The sequence below is a fragment of the Stenotrophomonas veracruzanensis genome (assembly GCF_032911525.1).
Taxonomy (GTDB): domain Bacteria; phylum Pseudomonadota; class Gammaproteobacteria; order Xanthomonadales; family Xanthomonadaceae; genus Stenotrophomonas; species Stenotrophomonas africana.
This window is the reverse complement of the sequence record NZ_JAWJTI010000001.1, coordinates 61,915-74,624: the sequence shown is the minus strand read 5'-3', so window position 1 is coordinate 74,624 and position 12,710 is coordinate 61,915. Positions and strand designations below refer to the sequence as shown.

Sequence of the window (12,710 nt, the reverse complement as noted above, 5' to 3'; positions counted from 1 at the left end):
GTGCCGTCAAATCGTGGCAGCGCGCTTATTCCAGCTGCGACAGCGGCAATGCCTGGAAGCCCTTCACCGTGCGCAGCACGAAGCTGGAATTGGCATCGGCCACGCCGCCGGCATTGAGCAGCCGGTCCAGCAGGAAGTGCGAGAAATGCTCCAGGTCACGCACGTAGACGTGCAGCAGGTAGTCCATGTCGCCGGTCAGTGCATGGCAGGCCACCACTTCATCCCAGCCCTGCACGCTGTCCACGAAGTGCCCGATCGCGGCCTGGTCGTGCTTTTCCAGCTGCACGCGCACGAAGGCCTGCAGGCCCAGGCGCAGCTGGCGCGGCTCCAGCCGCGCGCCATAGCCGACGATCACGCCCTCGCTTTCCAGCCGCTGCAGGCGCCGCAGGCAGGCCGAGGGCGAAAGGTTCACCCGTGTCGCCAGCTCGGCGTTGGTGGCGCGCCCATCCCGCTGGATTTCAGCCAGCAGGCGTATATCCGTGCGATCGAACTGGACTTCTCCGGCCATTGTTGCCCCGCAACATGGTGAGTACGCAAGGATATTGCGCCAACAAGGCCAATCGGCGCAACTTTTGCAACCCTGTTGCGCGCGCCCTGCCCTAGCATCGTGGGTATCCCGTCAAGGAGTGCCCCATGGACCCCGCCCAGCCCCGCCGCGTCGAACACCAGCAGACCGACAAGGGCTACGTGCCGGTGTATACCACCGCGCTCGTCGAGCAGCCGTGGGACACCTACAGCGCCGACGACCACGCCACCTGGAGCACCCTGTACCAGCGCCAGCGCGAGCTGCTGGTCGGCCGCGCCTGCCAGGAATTCCTGGATGCACAGGACGAGATGGGCATGAGCGCGCACATGATTCCGCGCTTCGACCAGCTCAACGAAGTACTGGGCGCGGCCACCGGCTGGACCCTGGTCGGCGTCGAAGGCCTGCTGCCGGAACTGGATTTCTTCGACCATCTGGCCAATCGCCGATTCCCGGTGACCTGGTGGATCCGTCGCCCGGACCAGATTGATTACATCGCCGAACCGGACCTGTTCCACGATCTGTTCGGCCACGTGCCGCTGCTGATGAACCCGGTGTTCGCCGACTACATGGAGGCGTACGGCCGTGGCGGCGTCAAGGCCCACGCGATCGGCCCGGATGCACTGCAGAACCTGACCCGCCTGTACTGGTACACGGTGGAATTCGGCCTGATCGATACGCCCGAGGGCCTGCGCATCTACGGCGCCGGCATCGTTTCTTCGAAGGGTGAGTCGCTGTACTCGCTGGAATCGGCCGCGCCCAACCGCATCGGTTTCGACCTGCAGCGGATCATGCGCACGAAGTACCGCATCGACACCTTCCAGAAGACCTACTTCGTCATCGACAGCTTCGAACAGCTGATGCAGGCGACGTCGCCGGACTTCACCCCGATCTACGCGGCGCTGTCTGATCAGGCGCATCTGCCGGCGGGCGATGTGCAGGGCGATGACCGCGTGTTCCAGAAGGGCACCGGTGAAGGCTGGGCCGACGGCGGCGACGTGTAAGCGCACGGAGCACACCGCTTCGCACTGAAAACGGCGCACCTGGATGCGCCGTTTTCATTGATGCCTGGTGCCTGCACCGTCACGGCGGTGCAGGCGAGGGCAGGGCAGTCAGGCGTCCACGGCCCGGCAGGAACCGCGCACCATCAATTGCGGGTGCACGCTGGTTGCGGTCGGTGCATCCGGCACGTCGGCCTGCACCAGCATCGACGCGGCCACGCGACCGATATCGGACACATGGCGACGCACCGAGGTCAGCGGCGGCCACAGCCGCGACGCCAGCGGGCTGTCGTCGTAGCTGACGATCGACAACTGCTGTGGCACCGCAATGCCGGCACGCAACGCCACCTGGTACACGCCGGCAGCCATTTCATCGTTGCCGGCAAAGATCGCACTGGGGCGTTGTCCGCTCATCAGCAGACGCTCTGCGGCATGCACGCCGGACTCGAAGGTATCGCCCGCTTCCAGCACACGCTCACCCGGCAGGGTCAGGCCCACCTGGGCCAACCGGTCGAGGAAGCCATGGGTACGCTCGCGTGCGGTGCGGCGATTGCCCGGTCCGGCAATCACCGCGATGTCGCGGTGGCCGAGCGAGAGCAGATAGCCCGCTGCCGCGGCTGCACCGTCGCGATCGTGGGTGACCACCGCCTGTGTCGCGTCATCCGACACATGCGCGTTGATGCGGACATAGCGGCATTCGATGCCGTCGAGCATCTCCGTCAATGCAGCCGACTCGGAGGCTCGCGGGCCCAGGATCACGCCGTGCAGCTTCTGCTGCTGCACGAAGCGCCGCACGCCGTGCGCGCAGTCCGGAGACTGGCTGTCGCAGGGATGCACGACCAGCTCATAGCCGGTGCCGCGCAGCGCTTCCAGCGCGCCGTGCTGCAGGTCGACGATGCATTGGGCGCCCGGGTCGTCATACACCAGGCCGATCAGGAAGGAGCGGCGGAACGCGAGGCCGCGCGCCAGGGGGTCGGGCACGTAACCGACCTCGCGCATCAACGCCTCGACCTTGTCGCGGGTGTCCTTGCGCACCAGCGGCGAGTTGTTGATGATTCTTGAAACCGTTTTCTTGGAAACTCCCGACAGTCGTGCGATGTCGTTGATCGTGGCAGCCTTGCCCTTCGATGCCGGCAACGCGGCATCGCTAATATTTCGCACTGACATGTATAGAACCAGGTAAGTCGGAGAATTCTAGCCTTGCGCCCGTCGGGCGCGAAGTTGCGGAATGTCGCAGCTGGAGCGGCACACGTCGTGTTCGACACGTTTTACCGCGTGAGGTTCCATTGTGATCGGTCTGCTCCATTTGCATCTGAACCGTTTTTCACGCGCGCTTGCTCTGAATACGGGTGCGACGCGCGCGAACGCCAACATTCCCTTAACCATGCTCCGCTACATTCGGGGCATGGAACTGCAGACTTCTCCGTTTCCGCCATTCCGTGGCCGCGACCGGTTGATCGCCGCGGTCGACGCGGCGATGACCTCCGGTGACCCCGAGCGCATCACCGCCGACCTGCAGCTGGCGCTGCAGGAAGCCATCGCGGACAGCCGCATCGAATTGCCCGAGTGCGTACACCGTCCGGTCAGTGATCATTACGCGCGCCGCCCGCTGTACCACAGCCGCGAACACGGCTACAGCGTGATCGCCATGAGCTGGGGCCCAGGTCAGGGCACGCCGCTGCACGACCACGATGCCATGTGGTGTGTGGAAGGAGTGTGGTCGGGCGAGCTGGAGATCACCCGTTACGAGCTGCTGGAGCGCACAGGAGAACGCTGCCGCTTCCGCCGCCACGCCGCGCTGCGCGGAGGCTGCGGCAGTGCCGGAAGCCTGATCCCGCCGCACGAGTACCACACCCTGCGCAACGCCAGCGATGACGCACTGGCGATCTCGGTGCACGTGTACGAGGCGCAGATGGAGCGCTCGGCCGTGTTCGATCCGCTCGGTGGTGACTGGTACCAGCGTCGCATCCAGGCGTTGCAGGCCGACCCGGCCTGAACCGGGGGCAGGGCGGGGCGCCGCCAGCACCTTGGTGAGCCACGTGGCATCATGCGCCGCTGCGCTGCCGGACCCGGCGGCGATCCGCGATGCCCTGTCGGGCAAGGAGCAAGACCATGTCCAGCGCTGATCCGCGCCTGCGCGCGCTGTTGAAGCTGGCACCGGTGATTCCGGTGTACACCCCCGAAGATGTGAATGAAGCGGTCGAAGTAGCCCAGGCGCTGTTCCGCGGCGGCTTGCCGGTGATCGAAGTGACGCTGCGCACGCCACAGGCATTGGATGCCATCAAGGCCATGGTCGAGGCCGTGCCCGATGCGGTGATCGGCGCCGGCACCGTGCTCAACGCCGCACAGATGCGGGCGGCAAAGCACGCCGGTGCGCGTTTTGCCGTTTCACCCGGTGCCACGCCGGCGCTGTATGCTGCCGCGCGCGATGCCGACCTGCCGTACCTGCCCGGTGCCGCCACCGCCTCGGACCTGATCCTGGGCCTGGAGCACGGCCACGACACCTTCAAGTTCTTCCCGGCGGTACAGGCCGGGGGCGCTGCGTTGCTGGCGGCCTGGCACGGTCCGTTCGCCGATGTGCGCTTCTGCCCGACCGGCGGCATCAGCGCGCAGACTGCGCCGCAGTTCCTGCACCTGCCCAACGTGCTGTGCGTGGGCGGGTCGTGGCTGACCACTCCGGCGCTGCTGCAGACGCGTGATTGGGACGCCATCGAGCGCCTCGCCCGCGAGGCATCGGTACTGGCCGGCTGAACCGGCTGCACGAACCTTCAAAGGTTTGATCGTGATCAAAGCGCCGGCCTCGCGCCGGCGTCATTCTGTGGGCAAGCGCACTACGGAGATCCGAACATGAATTCGACCATGAAGGCCGCTGTCGTGCGTGAGTTCGGCAAGCCACTGGTGATCGAGGAAGTCTCTGTACCACGCCCGGGGGCGGGCGAGGTGCTGGTCAAGATCGAGGCCTGTGGCGTCTGCCACACCGACCTGCACGCCGCCGAGGGCGACTGGCCGGTGAAACCGAACCCGCCATTCATCCCCGGTCACGAGGGCGTGGGGCACATCGTGGCCGTGGGAGGCGGGGTAGGGCACGTCAAGGAAGGCGACAGGGTCGGCATCCCCTGGTTGTACTCGGCGTGTGGCCATTGCGAACACTGCCTGGGTGGCTGGGAAACGCTGTGCGAGACACAGCGCAACACCGGTTACTCAGTCAACGGCGGCTTCGCCGAGTACGCACTGGCCGATGCCAACTATGTCGGCCTGCTTCCGAAGGAAGTGGGCTTCGTCGAGATCGCGCCGGTGCTGTGCGCCGGCGTGACCGTCTACAAGGGCCTGAAGGTAACCGACACCAAGCCCGGGGACTGGGTGGTGATTTCCGGCATCGGTGGCCTGGGCCACATGGCCGTGCAGTACGCCCGCGCGATGGGCCTGAACGTGGCTGCGGTGGATGTGGACGACAACAAGCTGGCATTGGCCCGGCAGCTCGGCGCGCAGATCACCGTCAACGCGCGCACCACCGACCCCGCCGCCTTCCTGAAGAAGGAGATCGGCGGTGCGCACGGCGCCCTGGTCACGGCGGTGTCGCCGAAGGCGTTCGAGCAGGCACTGGGCATGGTGCGTCGTGGCGGTACGGTCTCGCTGAACGGCCTGCCGCCCGGCAACTTCCCGCTGGACATCTTCGGCATGGTGCTCAACGGCATCACCGTGCGTGGCTCGATCGTCGGCACCCGGCTGGACCTGCAGGAGTCGCTGCAGTTCGCTGCCGAAGGCAAGGTCGCAGCCACGGTCAGCACCGATCGCCTGGAAAACATCAACGAGGTGTTCGCGCGCATGCATGCGGGCACCATTGAGGGCCGCGTGGTACTCGACTTCGCCGCCTGACCGCCTGTGCATGGTCGTCGTCGCTCCGTCCCCCTCTCCCACGGACGCGGCGGCCATGCCGATCCATCGGTAGTGCCGGCCGCTGGCCGGCAACCCGGGCACTCCGTGGCAGCCGTACAATGCGCGCATGCCTGGCCTGCTCAAGACCCTGTTCCTGTCCCTCGTTGCCCTGATCGGCGGCGTGCTGTCACTCGCGCTGGTCAGCAGCGTCGCCAGCTGGCTGCCGCCGTTGCTGGGCATGACGCCGAACAACAACAGCATGCAGCTGGGCTGGGATCTCGCCTTCAGCGTGCTCGGTGGCATCGCGGGCATTTCCTTCGCCACCTATTACGCGCCGTGCTGGCCGCGTTCACACGGCTTCTCGATCTGGTCGCTGATCGCGCTGGGCTGTGGCTACGCGATGTGGACGGCGGGTGCGGACTTCCCGTTCTGGTTCGTCATTTCGCTGCTGGCATCGCTGCCCCTGCAACTGCTGGCCGGTTGGTGGTTCGGACGCCGCCCCTCGCGCGACGCAGGGTAACGCCGCCCCTGTAGAGCCGAAGCCATGCTCGGCTTTCATGCACACCGACACAGGCAGCCGAGCATCGGCTCGGCTCTACAGATCCATGCGCGGCAGCGTCTGCTTCAGCCGCGCGATGCCCTGCCATGGGTCACCCTTCAGCCGCTTCGCGCGCGCCAGCGCCTTGGCCATGGGAAAGGCGTCGGCAGCACTGATGCGCGCCAGTTCTTCCCAGCGCAGCGGGACCGCTACGCCGGCGCCATCGCGCGCGCGCAGCGACCACGAGCACACGCTGGTGGCCCCTCGGGTGTTGCGCAACCAGTCGATGAAGATCACGCCACTGCGCTTGGCCTTGCTCATCGTCGCCACGTAGCGATCAGGCTTCTCCAGCGCCATTGCCTGCGCGAATGCCTCGCAGAACGCCTTCGCCTCGTCCCAGCCAGCCTTGGGCTGCAGCGGCACCACCACGTGGACGCCTTTGCCGCCGGACAAGCGCACGAAGCTCTTCAGGCCCACCTGCTGCAGGCGGTCACGCACATCGCGTGCACCTGCTTTCACCTGTGCCCAGCTGACGCCTTCGCCTGGGTCGAGATCGAACACCAGACGATCCGGGTGCTCGGGGTCGGCCACGGCCGCGCCCCAGGGATGCAGTTCCAGGGTATTCATCTGCACCAGTTGCAGCAGCCCCCGCGCATCGTCGATGTAGACGTACTCCTCGCGGCCGCTCTTCTGCTGCAGGGGCACCGCATGTACCGCATCGCCCAGGCCGGGACCATGGTGCTTCTGGAAAAAGCAGGCCTTGCCCACGCCGTCCGGGCAGCGCAGCAGTGACAGCGGTCGTCCAGCAATCTCGGGCAGGATCCAGCGTGCCATCTTCCGGTAGTAGTCCGCCACGTCTCCCTTGCTGAGCTTCTGTTTTGGAAACACCACCCGCTCCGGATGCGTGATCTGGACCTCGCCTCCGGTTTCGGCATCTGCGGTGCTCATTCCCAGGTCCTCCTTCTGCTTGTCGCCGCGCAGCCGTTTGAAACTGGCCTGGCGCAGCAGGCCTTCCTTTCCCCAGCCACGGAACGCCACTTCCGCCACCGTCACCGGCTTCACCCAGCGCACGCTGGCAGCGCGAAACGGCACATGCGCCGGCAGCTGCAGCACGGGCGTCTTCACTGCCAGCGGCTGCAGTGCCTTGAGCAGCGCGCGCAGGTTCTCGTCGTCGAAGCCGGTGCCGACCCGCCCCACATAGCGCAATCCGCCCTTGTCCGGCGTCGCCAGCAGCAGCGAGCCGAACCCCACCCGGGAACCCTTCGGCATCGTGTAGCCGACAATCACGAACTCGTCGGTGTCTTCGTGCTTCACCTTCACCCAGCTGCGCGCGCGGGTATTTACATACGGCGCATCCACCTGCTTGCTGACGATGCCTTCAAAGCCGGCCTTGCCACTGGCGTCGAACACCTGCGGGCCATGGTCGATCACGTGCTCGCTGAAGGCCAGGGTGCCGGGCGCTGGCCCGATGAGATCCTTCAGCAATGCCTTGCGCTCCACCAGCGGTGCACGACTGATGTCCACGCCGGCCACACCGGGAAGATCGAACACGATGTAGCGCAGCGGTTGTTTCGAACTGCCGTCGATCACCCGCTGCAGCGCTGCGAAGTCACTGCGTCCATCCGGGTCCAGCACCACCAGCTCGCCATCCAGGCGCGCGTCTCGCACCGGGAGCGCCTGCACGGCCTGTACCACCTCGGGAAAATCATCGGTCCAGTCCAGACCGTTGCGGGAGCGCAGCTTCACCTCGCCTTCGTGCAGATCGGCCAGCAGACGATAGCCATCCCACTTGATCTCATGCAGCCAGCGCTCTCCATCCGGCGCGCTTTCGCGATGATCGGTCAACTGCGGTTTGAATCCGCGGGGATAGGCCTTATCACGTGCGTCGTGCAGTTGCAGTGCGCGAGCACGCCAGCGCGCATCGGCCTTGCGTGTGGTCGTGCGTGCGACGGGTGCTGCACGCGCCGCCTTCTCTGCGGAACGCTTCTTCGCCGCAGGTGCTCGTTTCGACATCGGTGCCGTCAGCAGGTCATCCGCCTCGGCGTCGCGCGCTTCACCGTCGTCGCGCTTGATCAGCAGCCACTGCACCTGGCGTCCTTTCATCGCGGTGCGCACCAGCTTCCATCCACCGGCCAGGCGTTGTCCGTGCAGTACGAAGTCGATCTTGCCCGCCGCCAGTGCCTGCAGTGGATCGCCTTCACAGGCCCAGGTGCCGTGATCGAAGACTTCCACGTGGCCCGCACCATAGTGGCCTTCAGGAATGTCTCCTTCGAAGCCGGCATAGGACAACGGATGATCTTCCACTTCCACAGCCAGCCGCTTCTCGCCGACGCGAAGCGAAGGTCCTTTCGGCACTGCCCAGCTCTTCAGCACGCCGTCCATCTCAAGGCGGAAGTCATAGTGGCGCGAACTGGCGTGGTGCAGCTGGATGACGAAGGTCGGCCGCCGCTTCGGGTCACCGGGGGCACGCGTGTCGTCGGGCTCCGGTGTCTGCCCGGCGCCGCCGCCCAGGCGCCGCTTGCGCCGGTACTGGTGCAGCGACATGGTTCAACCTGCCTTGCGCCGGGGTGCGGTCTTCTTTGCAGCCTTCTTCGCTGTCTTCTTTGCGGCCTTCTTCACCGGCGACTTGGCGGCTGCTTTGCGCGCTGCCGCCTTCTTCGCCGGCGTGCGCTTGTTCGCATCCAGGCTCTTCTGCAGCAGCGCCATGAAGTCGACCACATTGGTACTGGCGTCCTCGCGCGGTGCCGGCTCATCGTCCACCCGCGTGGTGCCGCCCTTGGACTTGATGCGCTTGTTCAACACCTGCTGCAGGCGCTCGCGGAATTCATCGTGGTACTGCGACGGATCCCAGTCGCCGGCCATCGACTCGATCAACTGTTCGGCCATCGCCGTTTCCTTGCTGGTGATGCGGTAGTCGGACAGCTTGCCGGTGGGCAGCTTGTAGTCCTCCGGATCCACCAGTTCCTGCGGATAGCGCAGGATCATCAGCACCAGCGCGTCCTCATGCGGCATCACCGCGCACAGGTATTCGCGCGTGCGCACCACCACCCGCGCGATGCCCACCTTGCCGGTGCTGCGCAGCGTTTCGCGCAGCAACACGTAGCCCTTTTCGGCCTTCTTGCCGGGTACCAGCAGGTAGGGCTTCTCGTAGTAGCGCGGGTCGATCTGCGCCGCATCCACGAACGATTCCACTTCCACCGCTTCGTGGCTCTCCGGTGCGGCCGAGCGGATGTCGCCTTCCTCCAGCACGACATAGCTGCCCTTGTCGTACTCGTAGGCTTTGACGATGTCCTTCCAGGGCACTTCCTCGCCGGTGTCGGCGTTGACCCGTTCGAAACGGATCGGCTTGCGGTCGCGGGAATCGAGCATGCGGAACTGCAGATCGACCTTGCGTTCGCCGGACATCAGCGACACCGGCACGTTGAGCAGGCCAAACGACAGCGTGCCGGTCCAGATCGGGCGGGCCATGGGCGTACCTTTGGCAGGGCAGGGCATCCAGCTTCGGACGAGCGGTGTAAACCACCCGTGTCGATACCGTGCACGTGGGTTCTACGGAAGACGGTAGTGCCGGCCGCTGGCCGGCTGAGGCTCGCGGCCTGAAGTTTCCTGAGGTTGCCGGCCAGCGGCCGGCACTACTGCAGCAACGGCCTCACTGCCGCCGCCGGAATATGGTCCAGCGCGCGCCAGGCGTCCTCCACCACCGGCCGTGCCTGCGACCAGCCCAACCGTGACTGTCCGCGCATCTGTTCCCAGTGCTCGGCCAGTTCCTCGCAGGTATCGGCGGCATCACCGCGTGGCCAATCCGCGGCATGGGTCGTCAGCGCGAAGGCATACACCGGGCACAGATCACGCCAGTTGCGGTGGCTCTGGCCACGCCTCTCCTCGTAGTCGCTGAGCATGTACTGCAGGTAATCCTGCGCCACCGCCTGCGGATCTTCCGAGCGGCGCGTGCGGCGCTGCGCGGTGCGCTGGCCGAGCGGGTCGAGCAGGGCGTTGAACACGGACGGTGCGGGTCGTTCAAGACGGGGCATGGCCGGCTCCTGCAGCGGGGGCGGGTGGGCAGGAATACGCGCGGTGCCGTTACCGGGGGGTGAGCGAGATGTTCATGACGCCAGGTTCGCGGTGGCTTTACCTGCGGAGCGGTGTAGTGGAATCCCCCAAGGGCAGGTACCAGACCATGAGCCGAGAGACCTCGCGAGACCCGCTGCGGGAAAACCACCCGCCCATTCCCGGCGAGCAGCGCGGCAAGCGCGATGCCGACAACGCCGACTACCGCGGCACCGGTGCACCGTTCTTCGATGCCGAGCACGACCACCTGCCGGTGAAGCATGAGGCTGAACAGGCGGCGCAGGACCGCAAGGATGGCGGTGACCGCCATCGCGGTGGCCAGGAGAGCCCGCTCAAGCGCCGCGAGCGCAAGCAGCGCGCCAGCGACAACCAGGACGAGGCGCTGGAGGAGACCTTCCCGGCCAGCGACCCGACCTCGCCGTTCGTGCCAGCCAAGGCCCCCGACTGACCGGTGGTGGCGGCCGCCGGCCGGCACTACCCCTTCAGCGCCACGACCATTGCAGGCCGACGTTGGCTCGCCGTCCCGGGCCCGGTTCGTAGAAGCGGCCATTGCCGTCATTGACGATCACCGAGCCGATGTAGGCCTGGTCCAGCACGTTGTCCAGCCGGGCGAAGGCGCGCAGCTCGCCACCCGGCAGGGTCCAGCGACGGCCGGCTTCCAGGTTCAGCAACGCATAGCCCGGCGCGCGCTCGGTGGCCAGGTCGTTGACCACGGTATCGCTGCTGGCAGAAGCCTCCAGCGCCCACTGCCAGTCGGCGGGGCTCCACTGCAGCCGGGCGAAGGCCTGCTGGCGTGGCACACCGGACAGGCGGCTGCCCGCAGCAACCACGCTGTTCGAGGTCACGTACGGCGAGCGCACCTGCGCCTGCAGCCAGGTCCACGCCAGCTGAAGTTCCAGTTGCTCGGCCAGCGGCTGTCGATACTGCAGTTCCACACCCTGACGGCGGGTTCGGCCGATGTTGCGATAGGTGCTGCGCCCACCAATATTGCTGGCAACGGCCAGCTCGTCGTCGGTATCTGCACGGAACAGGCTGATATCGAGCTGGGTTCCATCCTGTGCGTGCCACTTGCTGCCAATCTCCAGGCTGCGGCTGCGCGCCGCCGCCAGATCCAGCGCCAATCCGGCCTGGCCGTCGGCGCGATAACCCAGTTCGTTGAAGGTTGGGGTCTCGAAGCCACGTCCCACCGCCGCGTGCAGCCGCCACTGCGGGCTGGCCTCGAAGCTGATCCCGGCCACCGGCGTGGTCGCCTGGTAACGGCGATGGCCACTGTCATCCGGGTTGCGGGTGGTGATGTAGCGATCGTCCGAGTCGAAGCGCACGGTGCTGTGGCGCAGGCCGGCCAGCAACGACCAGCGCGGGCTCCATTGCCACCAGGCCTGGGCGAACTGGTCCACGTTCTGCACGGTGTCGATCTGGTCACGCCGCAGGCGCCCGCGCACGCCCAAGACACTGCCGATGAAGTTCTCGTAGCCGGTGCGATGCTGGCGCTGGCGGTCGGCACTGAGCCCGGCCACCAGGTCCAGCGGTCGCCCGGCCAGATCACCGCGCCAGCCCCAGCGCGCGTCCAGCCCGCCGTAGCCGCCCTGCAGATCGATCACCCCGCCGGCATGCAGCGGGTTGGCCTGGGCGGCAGGTGGAATCGGCAGGTACTGGCGCACGGCGCGCTGGCCGGCATAACCCATCAACTGCCAGCGCTGCGCTCCGGTTTCACGTGTCCAGCGTAGGCCGGCCTGCTGCTGGCGCACCGATTTTCGCGTGTTGTACTGGTGCGCCACCGCCGTGGCCTGGCGCGGATCCGCCGCCACCTGGGCACGGGTCAGGCCCAGCGGATCCTGCGCATCGGGGGCGTCAAGCGCATTGAGCAGCAGCTCCAGCCGCCCGCCGCCCAGCTCGCCACCGATGCGTGCGTTGAGCGATTCACGGCGCGCGCGGCTGTGGTCGCGCCAGCCGTCGGTGCGGAAATGACTGGCGGCGATGTTGTAGTCCAGCCCGTGGCCGGCACCCTTCAGCTGCGCGCCGACACTGAGTGTGTTGTCAGCCCCGGCGTTGAGGCGCAGCCGCCACGGGTCGCCGGCCTGGCCCTGCGCGCTCCAGACCTGCAGCACGCCGCCGGAGGAATTGCCATACAGCGCCGAGAACGGCCCGCGCAGTATCTCGATGCGCTCGGCGCCCAACAGGCTGGCATGCGACAGCTGGCCCTGGCCATCGGGCATGGTCGCGGGGACGCCGTCGATCAGCACCCGCACCCCGCGCACGCCAAAGGTCGAGCGAGCGCCGAAGCCACGGATCGACAGCTGCGTGTCCTGGGCAAAGTTCTGCCGGTCGCGTGCCAGCAGTCCGGGGACCCCAGCCATGGCCTCAGACAGCTGCGCGCCGGTGCCCGCGCGGCTGGCATCGATCCAGACCGTGTCCTGGCTGGCCGGCAGCGCGAACGGATCGATGCCCGGCACCCGGGCGGCCTGCACCTGCACTGCAGGCAGGGCGGTGGGCGCAGGCTCGGCCACCGCCGCCCAGGGCGACAGCAGCAGGGCGGACAGCGGCAGGCAATGGCGTCGTGCGGCGGGATTCATGATTCAGGTTGATGGATCGGGCGGCAACGCACGCCATGGTACGGGGCCGCGGATGACGATGGCGGCGGCCAGCCCCGGCAGGCTTTGTTACGATGGGCTGTTTCCGGCTGAAACGCCGCAGACCGCGTAGC

Annotated in this window: 12 protein-coding genes; 6 read left to right on the top strand and 6 right to left on the bottom strand. The window is 66.9% G+C overall.

Features of this window, described 5'->3' with window-relative positions; translation table 11 throughout:
• Positions 1–25: 25 nt before the first annotated feature.
• Complete coding sequence (locus tag R1H25_RS00325; protein ID WP_004153377.1) at positions 26–508, bottom strand: Lrp/AsnC family transcriptional regulator; 483 nt, start codon at positions 506–508, stop codon at positions 26–28.
• 125 nt (positions 509–633) lie between these two features.
• Between R1H25_RS00325 and phhA the strand changes: the two genes are divergently transcribed.
• Entirely contained in the window at positions 634–1,527 is an 894-nt protein-coding gene (phhA, locus tag R1H25_RS00320; RefSeq protein WP_317222293.1) for a phenylalanine 4-monooxygenase, read from the top strand.
• A gap of 108 nt (positions 1,528–1,635) precedes the next feature.
• On the opposite strand, the gene R1H25_RS00315 is transcribed toward phhA, so the two are convergent.
• Entirely contained in the window at positions 1,636–2,691 is a 1,056-nt protein-coding gene (locus R1H25_RS00315; protein WP_317222292.1) for a LacI family DNA-binding transcriptional regulator, read from the bottom strand.
• A 238-nt stretch (positions 2,692–2,929) separates the two neighbouring features.
• On the opposite strand from R1H25_RS00315, the gene R1H25_RS00310 reads away from it, so the two are divergent.
• The 4 genes from R1H25_RS00310 to R1H25_RS00295 all read left to right on the top strand — a co-directional run bounded on the left by R1H25_RS00310 (position 2,930) and on the right by R1H25_RS00295 (position 5,920).
• Positions 2,930–3,520: a cysteine dioxygenase family protein gene (locus tag R1H25_RS00310; RefSeq protein ID WP_049445711.1), complete on the top strand. Its 591-nt coding sequence runs from the start codon at positions 2,930–2,932 to the stop codon at positions 3,518–3,520.
• Between the two features lie 116 nt (positions 3,521–3,636).
• Positions 3,637–4,275 (top strand): bifunctional 4-hydroxy-2-oxoglutarate aldolase/2-dehydro-3-deoxy-phosphogluconate aldolase, encoded by a 639-nt coding sequence (gene eda / locus R1H25_RS00305; protein WP_317222291.1) that lies wholly within the window; start codon positions 3,637–3,639, stop codon positions 4,273–4,275.
• 96 nt (positions 4,276–4,371) lie between these two features.
• Positions 4,372–5,400, top strand: coding sequence for an alcohol dehydrogenase AdhP (gene adhP / locus R1H25_RS00300; protein WP_088480595.1), 1,029 nt, complete (start codon positions 4,372–4,374; stop codon positions 5,398–5,400).
• A 127-nt stretch (positions 5,401–5,527) separates the two neighbouring features.
• On the top strand, positions 5,528–5,920 hold the full coding sequence (locus R1H25_RS00295) for a hypothetical protein (RefSeq protein ID WP_317222290.1): 393 nt from the start codon (positions 5,528–5,530) through the stop codon (positions 5,918–5,920).
• Between the two features lie 75 nt (positions 5,921–5,995).
• On the opposite strand, the gene ligD is transcribed toward R1H25_RS00295, so the two are convergent.
• From ligD to R1H25_RS00280, 3 genes are all read right to left on the bottom strand, one after another.
• Positions 5,996–8,482 carry a DNA ligase D gene (gene ligD, locus R1H25_RS00290; RefSeq protein WP_317222289.1) on the bottom strand — a complete coding sequence of 829 codons (2,487 nt, stop codon included), beginning with the start codon at positions 8,480–8,482 and terminating at the stop codon, positions 5,996–5,998.
• A 3-nt stretch (positions 8,483–8,485) separates the two neighbouring features.
• Positions 8,486–9,406 carry a Ku protein gene (locus R1H25_RS00285; RefSeq protein WP_049445718.1) on the bottom strand — a complete coding sequence of 307 codons (921 nt, stop codon included), beginning with the start codon at positions 9,404–9,406 and terminating at the stop codon, positions 8,486–8,488.
• A 164-nt stretch (positions 9,407–9,570) separates the two neighbouring features.
• Positions 9,571–9,969 (bottom strand): hypothetical protein, encoded by a 399-nt coding sequence (locus tag R1H25_RS00280; RefSeq protein ID WP_154348287.1) that lies wholly within the window; start codon positions 9,967–9,969, stop codon positions 9,571–9,573.
• A gap of 146 nt (positions 9,970–10,115) precedes the next feature.
• Between R1H25_RS00280 and R1H25_RS00275 the strand changes: the two genes are divergently transcribed.
• Positions 10,116–10,454, top strand: coding sequence for a hypothetical protein (locus R1H25_RS00275; RefSeq protein ID WP_005411772.1), 339 nt, complete (start codon positions 10,116–10,118; stop codon positions 10,452–10,454).
• A gap of 34 nt (positions 10,455–10,488) precedes the next feature.
• Here R1H25_RS00275 and R1H25_RS00270 read toward each other — a convergent pair whose 3' ends face one another.
• Entirely contained in the window at positions 10,489–12,579 is a 2,091-nt protein-coding gene (locus R1H25_RS00270) for a TonB-dependent receptor domain-containing protein (protein ID WP_317222288.1), read from the bottom strand.
• Positions 12,580–12,710: the final 131 nt, after the last annotated feature.